Here is a 22,952-nt window from a genome sequence, read left to right on the forward strand (position 1 = left end):
CTCCGGCTTTTCCGCAAGCCGAATGCCCAAAACGGCAACAGGCCCTACGCCCACACCCCGCGCACCTCGTTGGTCTGGTCGCGGCTGGGCCCCACGGAAAAGAGGGACAGCGGGATGCCCGTCAGCTGGGCGATGCGCTCGAGGTAGTGGCGGGCGTTGACCGGCAGTTCGTTCAGCGAACGCACGCCGGTGATGTCCTCCGTCCACCCGGGCAGCTCCTCATACACCGGCTCGCACTCGGCCAGCACGCGCAAATTGGCCGGGAAGTGCTCGAGGATCTGCCCGTTGTGCTTGTAGGCGACGCAGATCTTCACCGTGGGCAGGCCCGACAGCACGTCGAGGCAGTTGACGGACAGGTCGGTGATGCCGCTCACCCGCCGGGCGTGGCGGACGACGACGCTGTCGAACCACCCGATGCGGCGCGGGCGGCCGGTCGTCGTGCCGTACTCGTTGCCCCGCTCGCGGATGTAATCGGCGATGTCGCCGTGGATCTCCGTCGGGAACGGGCCGTCGCCCACCCGCGTCGTGTAGGCCTTGGCCACGCCGACGACGTGGTGGATCTTCGTCGGCCCCACCCCGGCGCCGATGCACACGCCGCCGGCGATGGGGTTGGACGAGGTGACGTAGGGGTACGTCCCCTGGTCGATGTCGAGCATCACGCCCTGGGCCCCTTCAAACAGCACGCGCCGCCCCTGGTCGATGGCCTCGTTCAACACGACGGAGGTGTCCGTGACGAAGGGACGAAGGATCTCCGCGTACTGGCGATACTCCTCGTACACCGCGTCGAGGTCGAACCCTTCCGTCTCGTACACCTTCTCCAGCAGCCGGTTCTTTTCGGCCAGGTTGCGGGCCAGCTTTTCGCGGAAGACGTCCTCGTCGAGCAGATCGGCCACGCGAATGCCTACGCGCGCCGCCTTGTCCATGTACGCCGGGCCGATGCCCTTGCGCGTCGTGCCGATCCGGTTCGCCCCTTTGCGTTCCTCTTCCACAATGTCCAGCTTGATGTGGTACGGCATGATGACGTGGGCACGGTCGCTCACGTACAGGTTGTTCACCGGGATGCCGTTTTCCCGCAGGTACGCCAGCTCCTCGGCAAAGGCCTTGGGGTCGATCACCATGCCGTTGCCGATGACGCACACCTTTTCCGGGTAGAAGATGCCCGAGGGAATGAGGTGGAGCTTGTATTTCTTCCCGCCGAAGGAAATGGTGTGCCCGGCGTTGTTGCCGCCTTGGTAGCGGGCCACCACTTCCGCCCGCTGGGCGAGGTAATCGGTCACCTTGCCCTTCCCTTCGTCCCCCCACATCGTGCCGACGACGACCACCGTGGACACACGCGCCACCTCCGCTGCCAATCTCGCATACGGTTCCGCGGGCCTGTTGCCGGCGGAATCCGCATGATGTGCGCTTTGCGCACGTACAGTGTAGCAAGGGCGCAGGGTCCTGTCAACAAAGAAAAACGAACAATAGCTAGACAAAAGGAAGAAATGTTCGTTTTCACGACGCCTCGTCCACCGCGTGTCGGCGATCGAGGCTGACAAATTTGTTGTACTCCTTCAAGAAGACCAATTCCACCTTCCCCGTCGGGCCGTTGCGCTGCTTGGCGATGATCACCTCGACGATGTTCTTGCGGTCCGTCTCCGGGTCGTAGTAGTCGTCGCGGTACAGGAAGGCGACGATGTCGGCGTCCTGCTCGATCGACCCGCTCTCGCGGATGTCCGACAGGATCGGCCGTTTGTCTTGGCGCTGCTCCACGGCGCGGCTGAGCTGCGACAGGGCGATCACCGGCACGTGCAGCTCGCGGGCGATGCCCTTGAGGGAGCGGGAGATCTCGGAGATCTCCTGCTGGCGGTTTTCGGCGTACCGGCAGTGCCCCTGGATCAGCTGGAGGTAGTCGATCACCACCAGGCTGAGGCCCCGCTCCGCCTTAAGCCGGCGCAGCTTGGAGCGGATCTCCGTCACCGTGATGTTCGGCGTGTCATCAATGAAAATGGGCGCCTTGGCCAGCGTGCTGATCGCCATCGTCAGCCGTTCCCAGTCGTCCTCTTCCAGGTACCCCGTGCGCAGCTTGTGGGCCTCGAGGTTGCCCTCGGCGCACAGCATCCGCGTGACGAGCTGCTGGGCCGACATCTCCAGGCTGAAGATGGCCACCGTCTCGCCGCGGATGCCGACGTTCTGGGCAATGTTTAGCGCGAAGGCCGTCTTCCCCACGCTGGGACGGGCGGCGACGATGATCAGGTCCGACGGCTGAAACCCCGACGTCATGCGGTCGAGGTCGGGATACCCCGTCGCGACGCCGGTCACTTCGCCGCGGTGCGTGGCGAGAAACTCGATCTTTTCGTACGTCTCCAGGAGCACATCCTTAATCGAGACGAAATGCCCGCGGCTGCGGCGCTGGGAAATCTCGAGGATGTTCCGCTCGGCCTGGGAGAGGATCTCGCCGACGTCCTCCGTCTCGCCGTAGCCCGTGCTGGCGATCTGCGTGGCCACGCGGATGAGCCGCCGGAGCAGGGCCTTCTCCTCGACGATGCGCGCGTAATATTCCACGTTGGCCGCGGTGGGCACGGCGTTGGCCAGGTCGGTCAGGTACGACACCCCGCCGACCTCCTCGAGCCATTTGCGGCTTTGCAACTCGGCCGTCACCGTGACCAAATCGATGGGCTCCCCGCGCTCCAACAGGTCGATCATGCATTGAAAGATGCGCTGGTGGGCCGGGCGGTAGAAATCCTCCGGCCGGACGATCTCCATCGCCGTGATCAGCGCCTCTTTTTCCAAAAAAACAGCCCCCAACACCGCCTGTTCCGCCTCGATGTTGTGGGGGGGCATGCGATCGAGAAACAGTTCGCTCATCGCATTCTCGCCTCGCTTGAGGCCGCCTTTGGCTTCGTCGCGCCCTTCATTCCTCCACGACGGTGACTGCGAGGTGAACCGTGACGTCCGGATGCAGCTTCACCGGCACCCGCCACGTGCCGAGGGCGCGGATCGGCTCGTCCAGCAGGATCTTCTTCTTGTCCACCGCCAGATTCTGTTTGGCCAAGGCTTCGGCAATCTGCTTGCTCGTCACGGCGCCAAACAGCCGCCCGCCTTCGCCCGCCTTTGCGGCGATGGTCACGGTTGTCTTTTCCAGCTTTTCCGCGAGCGCCTTGGCTTCGGCCAGCTCCTGGGCCTTGCGCTTCGCTTCGCTGCGCTTTTGCGCCTCCAGCGTTTTGAGGTTGCCCTCGGTGGCCTCAACGGCCAGCCCCCGCGGAATGAGGTAGTTGCGGGCATATCCGTCGGAGACGTTCTTCACTTCCCCCTTCTTGCCTTGTCCCTTGACGTCCTTCAGAAAGATCACCTTCACGATCCGTTCCCCCCTTCTTCGGCCACCGTTTCGCGAATGGCCTGTTTCAGGCGCTCGACGGCTTCGTCCAGGGTCGTGTTTTTCAGCTGCGCGGCGGCGCTCGTCAGGTGGCCGCCCCCGCCCAGCTTTTCCATGATCACCTGCACGTTGATGTCGCCCAGGGAACGGGCGCTGATGTGCACCGTGCCGTCGCCCTTGTCGTTGACGACAAAGGAAGCCTGCACGCCGCGGAGACTGAGGAGCTCATCGGCGGCTTGCGACATGACGAGCTGGGCGTAGCGGTCGTTCGTCCGGCAGGTGCAGAGGGCGATGTTGCCGGGCAAGATCTGCGCATTCTTGATGATCTCCACCCGCTTGTGGTACAGCTCCGGATCCTCTTTTAACAGGTGCTGGACAAAGGCCGGATCGGCGCCATGGCGGCGAAGGAACGACGCCGCTTCAAAGGTGCGCGCCCCGGTGCGCATGGAAAAGCTGCGCGTGTCGACGACGATCCCCGCCAAGAGGGCCGACGCCTCGAGGCGGTCCATGGTCAATTTCTCGCTCTGGTACTGCAGGAGCTCCGTCACCAGTTCGCAGGTCGACGAGGCGTACGGCTCCATATAGATCAGCACGGGATGATCGACAAACTCTTCCCCCCGACGGTGGTGATCGATCACCACCACGCGGCTCACCGCCTCAAGGAGCTCCGGCGCCATGACCATCGACGGGCGATGGGTATCGACGACGACCAAGAGGGACCACGATGCGGCAAGGTCAAGGGCCTCGTCCGGGGAAACAAAAGAGCGGTGCAGCGCTTCGTGTTTCGCCACCTCGTCCATCAGCCGCTCGATGGCCGGATTCACCTCGTCGAGGACGATGTAGCCCTCACGCCCCGCCGCCTGCACCATCTTGAGCACGCCAATGGCCGCGCCAACGGCGTCCATGTCCGCGCAGCGGTGGCCCATGATGAGGACGTTCTCGCTTTCCAGGATCAGGTCGCGCAGGGCGTGGGAGATGACCCGCGCCCGCACGCGGGTGCGCTTCTCCACGGCATTGGTTTTCCCGCCGTAAAAGACGATGCGCTCTCCGCGGCGCACCGCCGCCTGGTCGCCGCCGCGCCCGAGGACGATGTCCAGCGTCGACTGGGCCAGCTGCCCGAGCTTGGCCAGCGACTCCTCTTCGGCCGCCACGCCGATGCTCAAGGTGATGGGAATCTTGTTGCCCACGTGCAGCTCGCGCACGATGTCGAGGATGTCGAAACGGGTCTGTTCCAGCTTGCTCAGGATGGCTTCGTTCAACACGGCGAAAAATTTGTCCGAAGCGAACCGACGCAGGTAGAGGTCGTGGGCGCCGGCCCATTCCGTCAGGGCCGCCGTCACCGTCGACAAGAGCATGCCGCGCTGCTGCTCGCTCATGCCCTGGGTCACTTCGTCAAGGTTGTCGAGATGGATGATGGCAAAGACCGGCCGCTGGTCGCGGTAGCGCTTTTTCAACCGGCACAACTCGGTGACATCGGCCAAGAGCACCATACGCTCCTCGGAGTGGACGGTCAGTTCGTAGACGCGGTCGTGGAAGGCGAGCTCGTGGGTCCCCGACCGCGTCCAATCCACCCCATCCCCCACCGGCAACAGCTCCTCCAACGCCTCGCCGATCACCCGGTCCCGTTCCACCAGGCGACCAAACGCCGGATTGGCCCACTCCACTTTGCGGGAGTCGCTGTACAGCGCGACGCCGATCGGCAGGGTGGCGAGAACGTCGTCACCGGCTTTCTTCACGCGGTACTGGATCGTTTCCAGATAGGCTTTCAAATCGGCCCGGAACGCGCGCTCGGCCCGCGACACAAACAGCGCCAACGCGACCGTGGCCGCCAAACCGGCCAAACCCAGCATCCAGTTGTAGACGGTGAGGATGACGCAGAGCGCCAGGCACAAGAGCACCGCCAAGCGCATGTGCATCCCGTGCCACCGCTCAAGCAAAAATTTCGGCATGCCTTTCAGCCCCTAGCGACGGATCACGTCCCGCACGCGGGTCGCCAGATCCACGATGCCCGCTAAACTCAGTATAAGAAAGAGGTGCGGAAAAAGAAACAAAAGGATGACGACCGCACGACCCACCCACGGGCTCCATCCCCGGGCGTCGGCGACGAAGAAGACGAGCGACAGCCCTTGCAGGACGAACAGCACCGACAGCAGCGCTTGCCCGTTCCACGCCACGTTGGCCAGCCACGTCACGTCGCGCACGCCGGGGATGAACAGCAAAACGATCGACGCCAGGTAGTAGTAAAGGAGCGAACGCGGGAGGCGCCAATCCTTCAGGGGCGGAAGCCGCCGCACGGGAACGCCCATCCGGCGCAACACGTGACCGGCGGCCCATTGATTGACCAGCGCCACCGTCGCCGCGCTCATCAGGAGCATGGACGGGATGAGCTGGTGAAGCCACCGTCCCGACTCGTGCCACATGGCGGCCTGACGCTCGACGTCCATGCCCGCCCGCTCCAGCATGCGCTCCGCCGCCTGCAAGCTTTCGCGCATCAACGTTTCAAACCGCTCCACCAGGTTGATGTTGAAGAAGGCGGCCAAAGCGACGAGCAAAAGGAGCATGCTGACCAATGCCGCCAAAAACGCGAGGAGCACCGCCTGTTCCGCCGGGCGGCGCTTGCGGTGCGCGCCCCCCAGCGCCGTCCCCACCGCACCGGCAAAAACGGCGGCCGGCACCGCAGGCAGGCCAAACAGGAACGCGGTGAGCACAAGCGCGAGAGCGGCCGCCCATGCCGACGGCTGCCATCCCTGCCGCGCCGCATACACGGCGAACGGCAGCGGGAGCACGAGCGACAAGAACAGGCCGAGGGGCGTATACGCCGACAGCGCCAGCATGACCCCATACAGCGCCAAGGCGACCGCGCCCTCGACGACCCCACGAACCGACATCCCCACGTTGGTCACCTCAACAACCCGAAAAAAATAGGGAAAAAGGGACACCGCTGTGCCCCTTTTTCCGCCCGTTCAGTCCACTGTGTACGGCAACAGCGCCATTTGACGCGCGCGCTTGATCGCCTTCGTCAACATGCGCTGGTATTTCGCCGACGTACCCGTGACGCGGCGCGGCAAAATCTTGCCGCGTTCGCTGATGAACTTCTTCAGCAGATCGACGTCTTTGTAATCGATTTTCTCGATCTTGTTCACCGTAAAGTAGCACACTTTTTTGCGCTTGTGGCGACGACCGCGAGCCATGTCCGTCCCTCCTTTCAAACGCCAACGGTCTCAGAACGGCAAATCGTCGTCCGAAATGTCGATCGGCTGGCTGTCTCCGGCAAAGGGATCGTCGTCGAACCGGGCCGGACGCCGCTCCGGCGCCTCGAGGGGATCGTCCGTCCGACTGCCCTGTGCCGCCGCGCTCGATTCGAGGAAGCGCACGTTGTCGGCCACCACCTCGGCCACCTTGACGCGGCGCCCTTCCTGGTTTTCAAACGTGCGGATCTGCAGGCGCCCTTCCACGGCCACCAGCCGCCCTTTGCGCAAGTATTGGGCGCACGTTTCGGCCAGCTGCCGCCACACGACGATGTCGATGAAATCGGTCTCGCGCTCCCCCTGCTGGTTGGTGAACGGCCGGTTTACCGCCAGCGAAAACGACGCGACGGCCACCCCGCTCGGCGTGTACCGAAGCTCCGGGTCGTGCGTCAGGCGCCCGATCAGAATGACCCGGTTCAGCATTCCCCGATCCCTCCGTCCCCCAGGGTTCTCTGCCGGTTTCCCGCACCAGCCGACGGATCACTCGTCTTCGCGCACGATCAGATGCCGCAGGATGCCGTCGGTGATCTTCAGCACGCGATCGAGCTCTTTCACCGTTTCCGGTCGGCCCTGGAACTTCATCACCACATAGTAGCCTTCCCGGTACTTCTCGATTTCGTACGCCAGACGCCGCTTCCCCATCGGCTCCACGCTGGTCACTTCCCCGCCGTTTGTGTTCACCAGCGTGCGGAACTTCTCAACGAGCTCCTTTGTCCGTTCCTCGTCGAGGTCCGGGCGCACGATGTACATCACTTCATATTGCCGCATCCCGTTCACCTCCTTGTGGACTGAGCGGCCCCTTTTCGCCGAAAGGGGCAAGGAGTGCCTTCCACACTCACGCGACGACAGTATAACAGAAAAAGGAGGGCGAGACAAGATTGTCGCCCTCGGCAACTGCTGGACGGTTCGCCGTGAAACGGGGCAACCGACACCGGTTCTACACGTTAAACCGGAAATAGACCACGTCGCCGTCCTGCATCACGTAGTCTTTGCCCTCCAGGCGCAAGAGGCCCTGCTCCCGCGCCTGGGCCATCGAACCGGCGCGAACGAGGTCGTCGTAGGCCACCACCTCGGCGCGGATGAAGCCGCGCTCGAAATCGCTGTGAATGACGCCGGCCGCCTGGGGTGCCTTGGTCCCCTCGCGAATGGTCCAGGCCCGAACCTCCTTTTCCCCGGCGGTGAAGAAGGTGATCAGGCCGAGGAGGCGATACGCGGCGCGGATGAGGCGGTCGAGGCCCGATTCGGCCAGGCCCAGCTCGGCGAGGAACAGGTCGCGGTCCTCGCCGTCGAGCTCGGCGATCTCCGCCTCCACCTTGGCGCTGATGACGATCACCTCGGCCCCCTCCTCCGCCGCCCGCCGGCGCACCTCGGCCACGTGTGGGTTTTCGGCGGCGCCCGCCGCTTCCGCTTCGCTCACGTTGGCCACGTACAAGACCGGTTTCATCGTCAAAAGGTGCAGGTCGCGCAGCTCTAGCCGCTCCTCGTCGGTAAGGGCGAGGCTCCTCGCCGGCTGACCGCTTTCCAGGTGCGTCCGCAGCCGCTCGAGGAGCGCGTACACCTCCTGCGCCTTTTTCTCTCCCGTTTTCAGCTGGCGCTTGGCCCGCTCGAGGCGCTTGTCCACCGTTTCCAGATCGGCCAGGATCAGCTCGAGGTTGATTGTCTCCATGTCGCGCAGCGGGTCGACGCTGCCGGCGACGTGGGTGATGTTGGGGTCATCGAAACAGCGCACGACGTGGCAGATGGCGTCCACCTCGCGAATGTGGGCGAGAAACTTGTTGCCCAGCCCTTCGCCCTGGCTGGCCCCCTTGACCAGCCCGGCGATGTCAACGAACTCGAAGGTGGTCGGCACCGTGCGCTGCGGGCGGAACATCTCCGTGAGCACCCGAAGCCGCTCGTCGGGCACGTCCACCACGCCGACGTTCGGGTCGATGGTGCAGAACGGGTAGTTGGCCGCTTCGGCTCCCGCCCGGGTGATGGCGTTAAACAGCGTCGACTTGCCGACGTTGGGCAAGCCGACGATCCCCGCGCGCAAACCCATCGGCGTCACTCCTTTTCCGCAAGATCTCGGCACCAGTATAGAAGCCTACACCCGCCTGGGCAAGGTGTGCCCGCACGCCGTCCGAACACGGCGAACACCCCCGCTTACGTCACATCGGGGGTGTTCTGGGAAACGAGCACGCGCTTCAGTTTCCGCTCAAACTTCAGGCGGGGCATGAGCACGCTGTGCCCGCAGCCCCGACACTTGATGCGGATGTCCATGCCCATGCGGATCACTTCCCACTCGTTTGTCCCGCACGGGTGGGGCTTTTTCATTTCGACGATGTCGCCCAGTCCAAACCGTTTGCGCTCCATGGCGATCGGCCTCTCCCGTTTCAGTAAGGCCCGCACCTCCCGGATCGCCTGCTTTCCGCGTCAGCCCGGTGTTGGGGTACATTATACCCCATTGGGGAAGGGCGTGTCACGCCTGCGGGGATGTGGGCTGAACCATGACCATTTGCGGGTAGGGAATTTCGATGCCGTGCCGGTCAAAGCCTTCCTTGATCCTCTGCCGCAGCGTGCGGGCCACGGCAAACTGCGTGTTCGGTTTGCACTCGGCCACCACGCGCAACACCATCCCCGAGGCCCGAAACTGCTCCACGCCAAGCACCTCCGGCTTGGCGACAAGGTCGGGGAGTTCCCGCTGGACCTCCTCGAGGATCTCCTCGCGCAGCACGCGCATGGCCTTGTCCACGTCGGTGTCGTACGCCACGCCCACGTCAACCACAGCCAGGGCGTTGGCCACGGAGAAGTTGGTCACCTCGGTGATGCGCCCGTTGGGAATGATGTGCACCTCGCCGGTCCAGCTGCGGATCTTCGTCACGCGCAACCCAATCTCGATCACCGTGCCCTTGTACTGGCCGACCTGAATGACGTCGCCGACGGCAAACTGATCCTCAAAGATGATAAAAAAGCCGGTGATGACGTCGCGCACGAGGTTTTGCGCGCCTAAGCCGACAGCCAGTCCGACCACGCCGGCACCGGCGAGGATGGGAGCCAGATTAAACCCCAATTGCCCGAGCACGAGCAGCAGGGCCAGAAAATACAGCGTGTAGGTGACGATGTTGGTCGCAAGCGAGGTCATCGTGCGAACGCGCCGCTCGTTTAAGGCGATGCGCCCCTTGTCTCGCTGTTCGACGAGGCGTTCGATCACCGTGCGGGCCAAGCGAACGGCCAGATGGGTGCCGACGAGGATGGCCACAATCTTGATCCCCACGGTGAGGATGTGCAGCCACAAGTCGGGATTGGCCACCACGGCATAGAAGGAGCGAAACAGCTTTTGATACCAGGCATCCCATTGCGTCCATTGCTCCACCGCCCAATCCATGTGGCTGTCCCTCCTTCCGCTGGCGCAAGCCGCTTTCACAGCCGGTCTAAGTCGGCCGCCTCGTCTCTAATGCTAGCGGATAGGCCAACACCCGCGCAAGAAGCGCCACATCGCACAGCCCGTAAAGCGGATAGAGCACACCCACGAGGGAGGCAAAGCCGAACTGGCTTACCAGAGCCACCGACGCCGTGAGGACCAGGGCCACCGCGGCCGGCGATCGTCCCGTGCTTTCGGCGATCCGCCTCGTCAGTCCATACACCCCGCTGATCGCCGTGGAAAAGAGGGCCAGCCACAAGACCGCGGTGACGATCAGGGCCGTTTGGGGAGGCAAATCGCGGGCCAGCCAGAACAGGGGGATCTCCATCGCTTCCACTTCCGGACCCGAGGCGAGCAGCGCGGCGTGGTACAGCAGGGCCAATCCGGCGAGCACGACATAGCTCGTTCCGGCGGCCACCACGATCTCCCCCGTCGAGCGGATGGAGGCGCCGAGCTGGGCGAGCACCGCGACCAAGGGGGCCACATTGAAAGCGGCGTACACCACACTCGACCCCCACACGGACGGGGCTGCCGACGCCGCCGCCGGTTGCGGTGGGGCGTTCCACAGCGCGGTGCCGACCACCGCGCCGAGCACCCCGATGAGCAGCGGGGCAATCAACAGGTTGGCGGTCAAGAGGCCGCTCAGGCCACAACTGACCGTCACCCACACCAACACCGCAATGGCGACGATCCCCCATCGGTACGCGCCGCCCCACTGTGCCACGGTGGCCCCGCTGCCGGCAAACATGACCGCGCTGAGGGAAAACCAATGGGCCAACAACAGCCCGTCATAGAGGCGCCCCCACCGCCGCCCCATCAGCGCCGCCAACACCGAGCGGGCTCGCCCGTCCCCCACCTGTTGCCCCACCCGCAACAGGAGGGCACAGGCGGCAACGAAAAGCGCCATAGCCAAGAGGATGCCTCCGGCTCCGGCGCGTCCATAGGAAGCGAAGAACTCCCAGATTTCGCGCCCTGACGCAAATCCGGCGCCAATGGTCGTGCCGACGATGGTGCAGCCAATGGACACGCCGCGCTTCCACAATCCCAACCCCTCCCGTACAGCCGGTCCTGCTCGCTGTTGTCCAGGCAGGTATAACGCGCCCGTTCCCGTCGTATACTGGGAATACTCCCCTTTTTCCGGAGGACGCCATGAAAACCCTTCGCAACGCGCTGGAGCGCCGTTTTCCCGTAAAAGTGGACTACCTCGACGAACGGGCGGTGGAACGTTTAGCCCACCACCTGCTTCACACCTTTATGCAGGATGTCCAGCAAAAAGAACTGGTCATCCTGTGCATCGGGACCGACCGGTCGACCGGCGACGCCCTGGGCCCCCTGGTTGGCAGCAAACTGGAAGGCCATCTCCCGGGCCACATCGCGGTTTACGGCACGCTCGATCAGCCCGTTCACGCCGTCAACCTGGTGGACACCATTGGCCGCATTTCCCGCACCCACCGCGATCCGTACATCCTGGCCCTCGATGCCTGCCTTGGCCAGTTCCAGCACATTGGCACGATCACCCTCGACGAAGGGCCCGTCAAACCGGGCGCCGGCGTGCAGAAAAACCTTCCGGCCGTCGGTTCCCTCCACATGACCGGCATTGTGAACGTCGGCGGGTTTATGGAATACTTCGTTCTGCAAAACACGCGCCTGTCGGTGGTGATGAAAATGGCCGACGTGATGGCGGAGGCCATCCTCCACGCCGCCCGGCGCTGGAAACCAAAAGAGACTGCCGTGTTCCGCTAACGGCAGTCTCTTTTCTGTTTGTTTCCAGGAAATCCTTGCAAGATCCCGCGCCTGTCAGAGCACCATGAGGGCGCGAGGCAGCACTTGGGCCATCCAGGTGGCGGCCACGGTGAACTCCCCATCCATATGGCCCAGAAGCGGCCGCTCCACGGCGATGCGAATCTCCTTCCCCCGCAGCAGGGTGATGGCCGCGTCGCGGACGTGCCGCCCTCGAAACACGTGCGGAAACAGCGCGAGCAGGCGTCCCGGGCCAATTCCGCTCACCACGCAGACGTCCAGCTGGCCGTCGTCGCCCTGCGCAAAGGGACAGATGTTCATGCCGCCTCCGTAGAAGGGCAAGTTGCACAGGGCCACCAGCCACGTGCGCGGAAAGCGCAAGAGACGGCCGTCCACTTCGAGGGTCACCGAAAGGGGCTCAAACCGCGCCAGCACGTGCAACAGGCCGACAACATACGCCGCTTTTCCCATGCGCATCCGGTTGAGCCACCGCTTGTATCGCGACCGGTTGACCGCAGCCGCTACCGTGCCGTCGAGGCCAATGCCCGCCGCGTTGACCACAATCTCCTCGTTCACGCGCACGAGATCGAGGGGACGGACGCGAAAGGCGCTCAGCCGGCTCCACGCCGCACGGGGCTCATCGGGGATCTTGAGCGCGCGGACAAAATCGTTCCCCGAGCCGGCCGGCAAACAGCCAAGCGGCACGCCCGTTTCCCACATGCCGTTGACCACTTCGTGCACCGTGCCGTCGCCGCCGACGGCCACCACCGCCCGAACCCCGCAGCGCACCGCCTCCCGTGCGAGGAGGACGGCCTCGCCCGGCCGCTGCGTCACCCACACGCGATACGGCACATCCGCGCGCACAAGCAGCTGCTCCAGTGCGCGCCAAACCTGCCAGCCGCGCCCGCTTCCTGCCAGCGGATTCACCACAAAGCCCCAAGGTCGTTCGCGCACCGCTTCAAAACCCCAATCCCTCACGGATCATGTGCAATCCCGCTTCCCCAATCGGCAGGAGGATCGCGCTCAGCACAGCAATGGCAAGGGCCGGAAGAAAATTGCCCACCCGAATCGTCTGCACGCCCAACAGGTTGATGCCGATCCCGGCGATCAACAAGCCCCCCACCGCCGTCAGCTGCTTGATCATGGCCTGAAGCAGGGCATCCGGCACATGGGCGGCGATGCTGTGGGCGCCGAGCGCAATCAGCCCCTGGTAGACCAACACGGCCACCGCTGAAAAGATGACGCCAATGCCCATCGTCGCGCTGAACATGACGGACGCCATCCCATCGAGCGCCGCCTTGAGATACAGCACGGCATGATTCCCGCGCAAGCCGCTGTCCAGCGCCCCCAGCACGGCCATGGGACCGATGCAGTAGACCAGCGACGCGGTCACGAAGGCGGTGGCCACATTCCCTCGTCCCCGCCCGAGCCGTGCTTCCAACCAAGCCCCCGCCTGCTGCAACCGTTCTTCCAGGCGCATGCCCTCGCCGATCGCCCCGCCGATGACCAAACTGGCCACCGTCACGAGGGGCTCGTCCATCTCCAGCGCCATTTTCAGTCCGATCGCCACAACCGCCAACCCCAATCCTTGCAGCAACGTTTGGCGAAGGCGCTCCGACATCCCGGAAAGCCAAACGCCCACCACGGCTCCGGCAACGATGGCAAGGGCGTTGACCACTGTCCCCCATAGCACCATGCTCCATTCCCCCGACGGTTCGTCCGTTGGCCTTTGCCTCCCTCATGCCCTCGTCAGGAAAAGGCCGCCGCAATCTCGCGCACGGCCGCCGCGAGCGCCTCGACGTCATCCGGTCCGTTAAAGTAGCCAAAACTGGCCCGCACCGTCCCGCCATCGCGGGTGCCGATGGTTTCGTGTCCCAGCGGGCTGCAGTGGAGACCGGCGCGCACGGCGATCCCGTACTCGCGGTCCAAAATGGCCGCCACTTCCGCCGGATCGACGCCCGCGATTGAAAAGGAAACCACTCCGATCCGTTCGATCGACGGCGGCGGCCCGTACACGCGCACGCCGGGAATGGCCGACAGCCGTTCGATCGTCTCCCGCGCCAGGCCCCATTCGTGGCGGTGAAGGATTTCCACGCCCGTCTCCAGCACGAATTTGACGCCCTCAAGCAATCCGGCGATGCCGGGGGTGTTGAGGGTTCCGCTTTCATAGCGCTCGGGGCGCACCGCCGGCTGATCCGCCTCCTCCGAATGGCTGCCCGTGCCGCCGTGAACGAGCGGCTCGAGTTCGAGGTCGGGGGCGGCGTACAACCCGCCTGTCCCCTGGGGACCGTACAACCCTTTGTGCCCGGGGAAAGCCAGCAGGGCGATGTTCATCGCCGTCACGTCGATGGGGAGCACGCCGGCCGTCTGGGAAGCGTCGACCAGGAGCGGGACCCCGCGCGAACGCAAGCGCTCGCCGATGTCCGCCACCGGCAGGATCACGCCGGTCACGTTGGAGGCATGGGTGACGGCGACCAGCCGCGTGTTCGGCCGCAGCGCGGCGAGAAAGTCGTCGGCGGCAAACAAGCCGTTCTCCCGTGGCGGGACATACGTCACCTCCACCCCCCGCGTCCGGCGCAAATGCTCGAGGGGCCGGCGGACGGCATTGTGCTCCACGGCCGACGCCACGACGTGGTCGCCCGCCCGGAGGTAGCCCTTCAGGGCCTGGTTCAGGGCCTGCGTGGCATTGGCAAAAAAGAAAAGGTCGTTGGGATTGCGCACGCCGAAAAGCCGCGCCAAATGGGCGCGGGCCTGGGCCACCACGCGGGCGGCCTTTTGCGCCAACGCGTGACTGCCTCGCCCGGGGTTGGCCGCAAAGGCTTCCACACACGCCTTCATCGCTTCGACAACGGCCGGCGGCTTGGGCCACGTGGACGCCGCGTTGTCCAAGTAGCGGATGGTGCGGGTCATCCTGCTCCTCCCCTCTCCTCACGAAACGTCCCTTTACGCATCGGCGCTCCGGCCGACGATCAACGCGACAATGCGGTGAAGGTCCTCCCGCGAAAGGTACTCGATTTCGATTTTCCCCTTCTTGTTCAATTGGCGAATCTTCACCGCCGTTCCGATGTGCGCGCGCAACGCATCCTCGTACCGGGCCACCACCGGGTCGTGCACCGGTTTGGCCCGTTTGGCGCGCGCCGTCTCCCGCGCCTTGCGCAGCCGCTGCACGCGCGCTTCCAGCTCCCGTACGCTCCACCGTTCGCGCACCGCCTGTTTGGCCAGCTCCATACGCATGGCGTCGTCCTCCACGCCCAGTAGCGCCCGGGCATGGCCCATGGAAAGTGTTCCACGTGAAACATCGTCTTGGATCGCCTTGGGCAGCGTGAGCAGGCGCAAGAAGTTGGCCACGTGGGGACGGCTTTTCCCCACCTTCTGCGCCAGTTCCTCCTGCGTCAAATTGAAGGTTTCCATCAACTTTTGATACGCCTGGGCAATTTCGATGGGATTGAGATCTTCTCGCTGCAGGTTCTCAATCAGCGCGATCTCCATCACCTGTTCTTCCGTAAACACCTTGACGACAGCGGGAATTTTGGTCAAGCCGGCCAACTTGGCTGCCCGCCACCGCCGCTCCCCGGCCACGATGTCGTAGCCCTTGATGCCCTTGCGCACGATGATCGGCTGCACCACGCCATGCTCGCGAATGGAGTTGGCCAACTCCGCAAGGGAGGCGTCATCGAACACCCGGCGCGGCTGGTAGGGATTGGGGCGCAGCTCGTCGATGGGGATCTCGGTGATCGCGTCATGCTCGTCGGCGCTGAGCTGGGGAATCAGGGCTTCCAATCCTTTTCCCAGCCGCTTAGCCACGCTCGATCACTTCCTTTGCCAGTTCCATGTAAACTTCCGCTCCGCGGCATTTCGGATCGTAGGTGATGATCGGCTGGCCATGGCTGGGCGCCTCGCTCAAACGCACATTCCGCGGAATGATCGTGCGATAGACCTTGTCCTTGAAATACTTTTTCACTTCTTCGATCACCTGCAAGCCCAAATTCGTGCGCGCGTCGAGCATGGTCAACAGCACGCCCTCGATGCGCAGGTCGGGATTCAGGTGTTTCTGCACCAGGCGAATCGTGTTGAGGAGCTGGCTAAGCCCCTCCAAGGCGTAATATTCGCACTGAATGGGAATGATGACCGAATCGGCCGCCGTGAGGGAATTGACGGTCAGAATGCCCAACGAGGGCGGGCAGTCGATGAGGATGTAGTCGTAGCGGTCTTGCACCACGCCCAACGCCTTGCGCAGCCGCACCTCCCGCGAAATGACCGGCACGAGCTCGATCTCCGCCCCCGCCAGCTGGATGGTGGCCGGGATCACGTCAAGCCCCTTGATATTCGTATGCAGAATCGCGTCTAAGGGATTGATGTCGTTGATCAGCACGTCGTAGATGCAGTACTGCACGTCGGCCTTGTTGATGCCGATGCCGCTCGTGGTGTTGCCCTGGGGATCGATGTCCACCAACAGCACCTTTTTCCCTAACGTGCTCAGGCACGCCCCCAGGTTGACCGAGGTGGTCGTCTTCCCCACACCGCCCTTCTGGTTGGCCACGGCAATGATCTTGCCCATCCCCGTTCTCCGATCTCCTTTCCGCAAGTGCTTCAGGTGTCCAAGAGGGATCCGTCCTCCATTTTACCGCACGGCTTTTTCCCGAACGAAGAAAAAGCGACGCCGTTGGGTCGCTTTTTCGTTATTTTGTGGGTCGGGTTTTCGGAATGCGGATGATGAATTGGTAATAGTCCTCGCCGTCCTCCTCGTCCGTTTCAATGGGCAGTCCCGACTGCAACACGAGGTCGATCGACTGCCGAACGGTGTTGATGGCCAAGCGCAGGTCGCGCGAGAACGCCTTCCGCTTGGCTTTGGGACGGCGCGTGGTCCCGCCGAGCAGCGCCGCGACGCGCTGTTCTGTCTGCTTCACGTTCAGCTCTTTGGTCAAAATCTCGTTTAACACTTTCAATTGCAACGCTTCGTCTTTGAGCGGCAACAGCGCCCGCGCGTGGCGCTCCGTGATCTTCCGCTCCAACAGGGCCCGTTGCACCGGCTCGGGAAGGGAAAGAAGCCGCAGCTTGTTGGCGATGGTCGACTGGCCCTTGCCGAGGCGCTGGGCCAAACTTTCCTGGGTTAAGCCGTGCAACTCGATCAGCTGCTGATAGGCGGCGGCTTCCTCAATGGCCGTCAGCCCTTCCCGCTGAAGGTTTTCGATCAGGGCGGCCGAGGCGGCCTGGGCATCGGTCATCTGCCGCACGATGGCCGGAATCGTCGCGAGCCCAAGTTTTTTTACCGCCCGCCAGCGCCGTTCCCCGGCGATCAATTCGTAGCGGCCGTCCTTTTCCCGTACCACGATGGGCTGAATCACGCCGTGGGTGCGGATGGTCTGGCACAATTCCTCGATTTTTTCATCGTCGAAGACCGTGCGGGGTTGATAGGGATTGGGCACGATTTGATCGACCGGCAGCTGCCGCACTTCTTCCGCGTTCGGTTTCTCGGTGAAGCCAAACCACCGCGTGAGCTGGTCCCGCATTTCTGCACCACCTACCGAGGAATTCACCCCGTTACCTATTCGGCGCCCCTTCCTGAAATTCCTTTTGTCGTCTCCGGTTGCCCGCAATGTTCCACGTGAAACAACGGCGGCACGTTTCCTTCAGCGAAGGGGTTTTTTCTCCGGCATGCCCGGCTTGCGCGGATAGGCCGCGGGGGTTGGCGATCGTTTGGCGATGAACAGAAGGGTGCGCCCGCCGCCATTGGCCGGCAGGGCAAAGCGCTCGATCCGCTCCAGCGAACCGCCCAAGGTGGCGATGGCCCCTTGCGCCTCCCGCACCTCATCGTCCACGTCGCTCCCCTTCATGGCAATAAACAGACCGCCCACGCGGACAAAGGGCAAACACAACTCGCCGAGCACATTTAAGCGGGCCACGGCCCGGGCGATGGCGACATCGTACCGTTCGCGGTGCGCGGGATCGCGGCCCACCGCTTCCGCCCGCCCATGGATCAGGGTGACGCCGGAGAGGCCCAGCTCGCGCACCGCCTCCTCCAAAAAGGCGATTCGCTTCTTGAGCGAATCGACGATGGTGAGCGCCAGGTGCGGAAAGCGAAGTTTAAGGGGCAGGCCGGGAAAACCTGCCCCACTGCCGATGTCGACCAGCGACGAGATGCCGGAAAAATCCGTGTAGAAGGCCGGCGTCAACGAATCGTAAAAATGCTTGAGCGCCACGCCTTCCGGATCGGTGATCGCCGTCAGGTTGACCCGTTCGTTCCACGCCACGAGCAGCCGATAGTACCGGTCGAAGGCTTCCCGCTGGGCCGCGGTGAGCGCCCACCCGCGTTCGGCTAGGGCCTGCGTCAAGTCAAAAGCCATGCCCTTACGCCCCTTTTTGCCGCTGTTCCAGGTAGATGAGGAGAATGGAGATGTCGGAGGGGTTGACGCCGGAAATGCGCGACGCCTGCCCGATGTTGAGCGGGCGAATCTTGCTCAACTTCTCCCGCGCCTCGGTGGCCAACCCCGGGATCTTGTGGTAATCGATGTCCGGCGGTATGCGCTTCGCCTCCATCTTGCGCATGCGCTCCACTTCGGCCAGCTGTTTGGCGATGTAGCCGGCGTACTTGACCTGGATCTCCACCTGCTCCGTCACGTCCGGCGGCAGTTCGCGCGGCGGCGGGGCGAGCTCGGCAATGTGCGCGTAGGTCACCTCCGGCCGGCGCAGCAGCACCTCGAGGGATGTGACGTTCTGGATCTCCGCCGTCCCGAGGGCCTTCAGCTTCGCCTGGGTCGCCGCGTCGGGACGCAGCGTCGTCTCGCGCAGCCGCTGAAGCTCTTCCTCAATCCGCTGCTTTTTCTGCAGAAAGCGGCGATAGCGTTCCTCGGAGATGAGCCCGATCTGATATCCCAGTTCGGTGAGGCGCAGGTCGGCGTTGTCGTGCCGCAAGAGGAGGCGGTACTCGGCCCGCGACGTGAGCAGCCGGTACGGCTCGTTGGTCCCCTTCGTCACCAAATCGTCGATCATGACGCCGATGTACGCCTGCGACCGGTCCAGGATGACCGGCTCTTTCCCCTGCACCTTGCGTGCGGCGTTGATGCCGGCCATGATCCCCTGCCCGGCCGCCTCTTCGTACCCCGACGTGCCGTTGAGTTGCCCGGCGGTGAACAGGTTTTCCACGAGCTTCGTTTCCAGCGACGGCCACAGCTGCGTCGGCACGATCACGTCGTACTCGATGGCGTACCCGGGCCGCATCAGCTCCGCCTTCTCCAGCCCGGGGATGGTGCGCAGGATCTCCAGCTGCACATCCTCGGGCAGGCTGGTGGACAGCCCCTGCACGTACACCTCTTCCGTGTTCCGCCCCTCGGGCTCGAGGAAAATCTGGTGGCGCGGCTTGTCGGCAAAGCGCACCACCTTGTCTTCAATCGACGGGCAGTAGCGCGTCCCGATGCCCTCGATCATCCCCGAATACATCGGCGCGCGGTGGAGGTTGGCCTGGATGATGGCGTGGGTTTTTTCGTTGGTGTAGGTGAGCCAGCAAGGAAGCTGTTCCTCTACCGGGACAAAGGTTGTCGTCTCGTAGGAAAAGGCCAGCGGCCCCGGGTCGCCCGGCTGGATCTCCGTCTTGCTGTAGTCGATCGACGGACCGTAGATGCGCGGCGGCGTTCCCGTCTTGAAGCGGACGAGCTCAAAGCCCAGTTCCATCAGGTTCTCCGACAGCTTGTTGGCCGGCTGCATGTTGTTGGGGCCGCTTTCGTAGGCCAAATCGCCGATGTACACCTTGCCGCGCAGGTACGTCCCCGTGGTCAGCACGACGGCCTTGGCGCGGTACTCGGCGCCGGTGCGCGTCACCACGCCGGTGCACACGCCGTTTTCCACGATGAGCCGTTCCACCATCGCCTGGCGGAGGGTCAGGTTGGGCGTCCGCTCCAGCGTTCGCTTCATTTCGCGCGCGTAGAGCACCTTGTCGGCTTGGGCCCGCAGCGCACGCACGGCCGGTCCCTTGCTGGTGTTGAGCATGCGCATCTGGATGTACGTCTTGTCGATGTTGCGCCCCATCTCCCCGCCGAGGGCGTCGATCTCCCGCACCACGTGTCCCTTGGCCGGCCCGCCAATCGACGGGTTGCACGGCATGAGCGCAATCGTATCCAGGTTGAGCGTGAGCACCAACGTCCGGCACCCCAGCCGAGCCGCGGCCAGCGCCGCCTCGCATCCGGCGTGTCCGGCCCCGACGACGATCACGTCGTACTCCCCGGCAAAATAGGTGGTCGTCATGCGCTATCCCTCCTTTGGTCCGCATCCCGCCACGGCCCCGTTTCATTTGCCGAGGCAGAACTGGCGGAAGATCTGGTCGATCAGCTCCTCCGACGCCGTCTCGCCGATGATCTCCCCCAACCGATCGAAGCACCGCTTGAGGTCGATGGCCACCGTGTCCACGGGAACGCCGGCCTCCACGCCGGCGATAGCCTCGTTCAAGGCCGCGCGCGCCTCGCGCAGGAGGCGGATGTGGCGGACGTTCGACACGTAGGTCAAGTCGCCGGCCGGCACGTTGCCGGTGTAAAACTGCCGGGCGATGGCGTCCTCCAGCTCGTCGAGGCCCTCTTCCGTGCGCATCGACGTCAGCACCACCGGCCGATCGGCAAAGGCCGCCCGCACCTCGTCCAGTTCAATCCGCCGCGGCAAGTCGGCCTTGTTGACGACCACGATGGTGTTGAGGGTGCGGGTCATGTCGATGAGCTGCCGGTCGGTGGCGGTGAGGGGTTCGCTGTGGTTCAGCACGAGGAGAACGAGATCGGCCGTTTGGAGCACCTCCTGCGCCCGCTGTACGCCGATGCGCTCGACGAGGTCCTCCGTGTCGCGTATCCCCGCCGTGTCGATGAGGCGCAGGGGAATGCCGCGCACGTTGACCTGCTCCTCGATCAGGTCGCGCGTGGTGCCGGGAATGTCGGTGACGATGGCCCGCGCTTCATGGGCCAAGGCGTTGAGGAGCGACGACTTGCCCACGTTGGGCCGGCCGACGATGGCCGTGGCCACCCCCTCGCGCAGGATCTTCCCCTGCCGCGCCGTCTCCAGCAAGCGGTCGATCTCCGCGCCGATCTCCCGGCACCGCTCGAGCAGGAGGGACCGGGTCACCTCCTCCACGTCGTGCTCGGGGTAGTCGATGGTGACCTCAATATGGGCCAACAGCTCGACGATCCGCCGGCGCAGGCGGCGGATGAGGTTCGACAGCCGCCCTTCCATCTGCTGCAGGGCCACGGCCATCGCCCGGTCCGTCTTGGCCCGGATCAGGTCGATCACCGCTTCGGCCTGGGCCAGGTCGATGCGGCCGTTCAGAAAGGCGCGCTTGGTAAACTCCCCCGGTTCGGCCAGGCGCGCCCCGTGGTCCAGGACGAGCTGAAGCACGCGGCTGGTCGTCACGATGCCGCCGTGGCAGTTGATCTCCACCACATCCTCCCGCGTATACGTGCGGGGCGCGCGCATCACCGCGACGAGCACTTCCTCCACCGTCTCCCCCGTCGCCGGATCGACGAGGTGGCCGTAATGGATCGTGTGGCTGGCCACCCTCGACAAGTCCTTGCCGCGAAACAGCTTGTTTACAATCGGAATGGCGTCGGGCCCGCTGACGCGGACAATGCCGATGGCCCCCTCGCCCATGGGGGTGGCGATGGCTGCAATGGTATCCGTCTCCATCCCGCTTCACTCCTGACGGCACAAACGGCCATGGTCATCCTGGTGCTAACATAGTAGCATACCACAGGGGGAATCCGAAAAAACCGCAAACGGTTCCGGCGAAGGGGCCCATGCCGCCGCACCAAACAAAAAAGCCTGTGGACACCCACAGGAAGGGAATTCGGTTTGCGGCGGTTTTACGATTCCTTGTACGCGATCACCACGTAGCGATGCGGCTCTTCCCCCTCGCTGTACGTCGTTACGTTCCGCCAACCCTGAAGGTGCGTGTGGATGATCTTCCGCTCCACCGGCGGCATCGGCTCCAGCTTGACGCTGCGGCGGGTGCGCACCACACGGACCGCCAACCGTTCGGCCAACCGCTCGAGCGCTTGGCGGCGCCGTTCGCGGTAGCCACCGGCGTCGAGGACGATCCGCACCAGCTCGGCGCTTTTCTTGTTGGCCACCACGTTCACGAGATGCTGTAACGCGTCGAGCGTTTGCCCCCGCCGGCCAATCAAGACGCCGAGGGAGCGATCGCCGCGGAGCGAAATCCAGAGCTGATGCTTTCCGCGCGCTTCCACGTCCACCTCAGCCTCGATTCCGACGACCGCCAGCAGCTGGCGCAAAAAGGTCACCGCTTCCTCGCGCGGATCGGGGCGACACGCCACTTCCACACGCGCGCGACCAATGCGGATCACGCCGAGCAGCCGGCGCGGCTCCTCGAGCACGCGCACCTCCACGCGGTCGCGCGTCGTCTCGAGGAGCGCCAGCGCCTTGTCCACGGCCTCGTCCACCGTCTTCCCCGCCACCGTCACCCGTTTCACTTCGCGGCACCCTCCTGCGGCTGCAAATACCCGGTCCGCTTCAACACCAAGGTCTGCACGATCGTGAACAGGTTGCTAAACACCCAGTACAGGGACAGCGCCGACGGCAAGGTGATGGCGATAAACAGGATCATCGCCGGCATGATGATCAAAAACAGTTGGGCCTGCGGATTGTTGTTCGTCGTCCCCATCACCTTCGACTGCAGGTACGTCGTCACCGCGGCCAGAACGGGCATGATGTAGTACGGGTCCGGCGCCCCAAGATTCATCCACAAAAAGGTGTGCGTCCGCACCTCTTCGCTGCGCATGATGGCGTAGTAAAACGCGATCAAGATCGGCATCTGGATCAGCGCCGGCAGGCACCCCGACAGCGGGTTGACGTTGTGCTTCTGGAAAAGCTTCACCGTCTCTTCCTGGGCCTTCTGCGGGTCGTTCTTGTACTTCTCGCGGATCTTCTGCATCTCCGGCTGCAGGGCCTGCATCATGCGCATGCTGCGCAGCTGCTTCATCATGAGCGGCAGCAACAGCAAACGAATGATGATCGTCACCGCCAAGATGGCCAGCCCGTAGCTGCCGAACAGCACCTGAGCCGACAGGTCCAGCATCAGCTTGAGGGGATAAACAAAAAAGCGGTCCCACATGCCGTTGTTCGGATCGATCGGCTTCATCTGCTGCGGCGAACACCCGGTAAGGGCGAGCAACAGGATGACGACAACCAGGATCAACCAAACGACTCGTCGACGCGTCAACGC

General features: G+C 64.0%; 24 protein-coding genes. 1 reads left to right on the top strand and 23 read right to left on the bottom strand.

The features are described from left to right. Positions 1–44: 44 nt before the first annotated feature. The 12 genes from IEX61_RS04385 to IEX61_RS04440 form a co-directional block, all read right to left on the bottom strand. The gene (locus IEX61_RS04385; RefSeq protein WP_054671223.1) at positions 45–1,331 is read right to left on the bottom strand and encodes an adenylosuccinate synthase; all 1,287 of its coding nucleotides are present in this window, start codon (positions 1,329–1,331) and stop codon (positions 45–47) included. A gap of 163 nt (positions 1,332–1,494) precedes the next feature. Continuing rightward, a complete protein-coding gene (dnaB, locus tag IEX61_RS04390; RefSeq protein WP_054671227.1) occupies positions 1,495–2,847 on the bottom strand; it encodes a replicative DNA helicase in 1,353 nt (450 codons plus the stop codon). Between the two features lie 46 nt (positions 2,848–2,893). Beyond that, positions 2,894–3,337 (bottom strand): 50S ribosomal protein L9, encoded by a 444-nt coding sequence (gene rplI / locus IEX61_RS04395; protein WP_054671231.1) that lies wholly within the window; start codon positions 3,335–3,337, stop codon positions 2,894–2,896. After that, positions 3,334–5,304 (bottom strand): DHH family phosphoesterase, encoded by a 1,971-nt coding sequence (locus tag IEX61_RS04400; RefSeq protein WP_188816897.1) that lies wholly within the window; start codon positions 5,302–5,304, stop codon positions 3,334–3,336. Before IEX61_RS04400 ends, rplI begins: the two co-directional genes overlap by 4 nt. 12 nt (positions 5,305–5,316) lie before the next feature. Beyond that, on the bottom strand, positions 5,317–6,243 hold the full coding sequence (locus IEX61_RS04405; protein WP_188816898.1) for a YybS family protein: 927 nt from the start codon (positions 6,241–6,243) through the stop codon (positions 5,317–5,319). A gap of 75 nt (positions 6,244–6,318) precedes the next feature. Continuing rightward, positions 6,319–6,546, bottom strand: coding sequence for a 30S ribosomal protein S18 (gene rpsR / locus IEX61_RS04410; RefSeq protein ID WP_054673039.1), 228 nt, complete (start codon positions 6,544–6,546; stop codon positions 6,319–6,321). Between the two features lie 30 nt (positions 6,547–6,576). After that, entirely contained in the window at positions 6,577–7,026 is a 450-nt protein-coding gene (ssb, locus tag IEX61_RS04415) for a single-stranded DNA-binding protein (protein WP_054673036.1), read from the bottom strand. 57 nt (positions 7,027–7,083) lie between these two features. Further along, positions 7,084–7,371, bottom strand: a complete 288-nt coding sequence (gene rpsF, locus IEX61_RS04420; RefSeq protein ID WP_054673034.1) for a 30S ribosomal protein S6 — start codon at positions 7,369–7,371, stop codon at positions 7,084–7,086. A gap of 169 nt (positions 7,372–7,540) precedes the next feature. Next, the gene (gene ychF, locus IEX61_RS04425; RefSeq protein ID WP_188816899.1) at positions 7,541–8,641 is read right to left on the bottom strand and encodes a redox-regulated ATPase YchF; all 1,101 of its coding nucleotides are present in this window, start codon (positions 8,639–8,641) and stop codon (positions 7,541–7,543) included. Positions 8,642–8,745: 104 nt separating this feature from the next. Then, positions 8,746–8,955: a DUF951 domain-containing protein gene (locus tag IEX61_RS04430; RefSeq protein ID WP_054668944.1), complete on the bottom strand. Its 210-nt coding sequence runs from the start codon at positions 8,953–8,955 to the stop codon at positions 8,746–8,748. A gap of 106 nt (positions 8,956–9,061) precedes the next feature. Then, positions 9,062–9,967, bottom strand: coding sequence for a mechanosensitive ion channel family protein (locus IEX61_RS04435; RefSeq protein ID WP_188816900.1), 906 nt, complete (start codon positions 9,965–9,967; stop codon positions 9,062–9,064). A gap of 46 nt (positions 9,968–10,013) precedes the next feature. Then, on the bottom strand, positions 10,014–11,045 hold the full coding sequence (locus IEX61_RS04440; protein ID WP_054668946.1) for a YkvI family membrane protein: 1,032 nt from the start codon (positions 11,043–11,045) through the stop codon (positions 10,014–10,016). Positions 11,046–11,152: 107 nt separating this feature from the next. Here IEX61_RS04440 and yyaC point away from each other — a divergent pair, with 107 nt between their 5' ends. Continuing rightward, complete coding sequence (gene yyaC / locus IEX61_RS04445) at positions 11,153–11,746, top strand: spore protease YyaC (RefSeq protein ID WP_188816901.1); 594 nt, start codon at positions 11,153–11,155, stop codon at positions 11,744–11,746. Between the two features lie 54 nt (positions 11,747–11,800). On the opposite strand, the gene IEX61_RS04450 is transcribed toward yyaC, so the two are convergent. The 11 genes from IEX61_RS04450 to yidC all read right to left on the bottom strand — a co-directional run bounded on the left by IEX61_RS04450 (position 11,801) and on the right by yidC (position 22,949). Beyond that, positions 11,801–12,697: a diacylglycerol/lipid kinase family protein gene (locus IEX61_RS04450; protein WP_054668948.1), complete on the bottom strand. Its 897-nt coding sequence runs from the start codon at positions 12,695–12,697 to the stop codon at positions 11,801–11,803. A 4-nt stretch (positions 12,698–12,701) separates the two neighbouring features. Further along, positions 12,702–13,439 carry a DUF554 domain-containing protein gene (locus tag IEX61_RS04455; RefSeq protein WP_054668950.1) on the bottom strand — a complete coding sequence of 246 codons (738 nt, stop codon included), beginning with the start codon at positions 13,437–13,439 and terminating at the stop codon, positions 12,702–12,704. Between the two features lie 53 nt (positions 13,440–13,492). Beyond that, the gene (locus IEX61_RS04460; RefSeq protein WP_054668952.1) at positions 13,493–14,653 is read right to left on the bottom strand and encodes an aminotransferase class V-fold PLP-dependent enzyme; all 1,161 of its coding nucleotides are present in this window, start codon (positions 14,651–14,653) and stop codon (positions 13,493–13,495) included. A gap of 33 nt (positions 14,654–14,686) precedes the next feature. After that, a complete protein-coding gene (locus IEX61_RS04465) occupies positions 14,687–15,547 on the bottom strand; it encodes a ParB/RepB/Spo0J family partition protein (protein ID WP_054668954.1) in 861 nt (286 codons plus the stop codon). Then, the gene (locus IEX61_RS04470; RefSeq protein WP_054668956.1) at positions 15,540–16,301 is read right to left on the bottom strand and encodes a ParA family protein; all 762 of its coding nucleotides are present in this window, start codon (positions 16,299–16,301) and stop codon (positions 15,540–15,542) included. The genes IEX61_RS04465 and IEX61_RS04470 overlap by 8 nt, the downstream gene beginning before the upstream one ends. Positions 16,302–16,422: 121 nt before the next feature. After that, positions 16,423–17,253, bottom strand: coding sequence for a nucleoid occlusion protein (noc, locus tag IEX61_RS04475; RefSeq protein ID WP_188816902.1), 831 nt, complete (start codon positions 17,251–17,253; stop codon positions 16,423–16,425). 120 nt (positions 17,254–17,373) lie between these two features. After that, entirely contained in the window at positions 17,374–18,087 is a 714-nt protein-coding gene (gene rsmG / locus IEX61_RS04480; protein WP_054668958.1) for a 16S rRNA (guanine(527)-N(7))-methyltransferase RsmG, read from the bottom strand. A 4-nt stretch (positions 18,088–18,091) separates the two neighbouring features. Then, entirely contained in the window at positions 18,092–19,981 is a 1,890-nt protein-coding gene (gene mnmG, locus IEX61_RS04485; RefSeq protein ID WP_054668960.1) for a tRNA uridine-5-carboxymethylaminomethyl(34) synthesis enzyme MnmG, read from the bottom strand. Positions 19,982–20,023: 42 nt separating this feature from the next. Then, complete coding sequence (gene mnmE / locus IEX61_RS04490) at positions 20,024–21,397, bottom strand: tRNA uridine-5-carboxymethylaminomethyl(34) synthesis GTPase MnmE (RefSeq protein ID WP_054668962.1); 1,374 nt, start codon at positions 21,395–21,397, stop codon at positions 20,024–20,026. Positions 21,398–21,573: 176 nt separating this feature from the next. Next, the gene (gene jag / locus IEX61_RS04495; RefSeq protein WP_054668964.1) at positions 21,574–22,200 is read right to left on the bottom strand and encodes an RNA-binding cell elongation regulator Jag/EloR; all 627 of its coding nucleotides are present in this window, start codon (positions 22,198–22,200) and stop codon (positions 21,574–21,576) included. Next, on the bottom strand, positions 22,197–22,949 hold the full coding sequence (yidC, locus tag IEX61_RS04500; RefSeq protein ID WP_054668966.1) for a membrane protein insertase YidC: 753 nt from the start codon (positions 22,947–22,949) through the stop codon (positions 22,197–22,199). The genes jag and yidC overlap by 4 nt, the downstream gene beginning before the upstream one ends. Positions 22,950–22,952: the final 3 nt, after the last annotated feature.

This window comes from Calditerricola satsumensis, assembly GCF_014646935.1.
Classification (GTDB): Bacteria; Bacillota; Bacilli; order Calditerricolales; family Calditerricolaceae; genus Calditerricola; species Calditerricola satsumensis.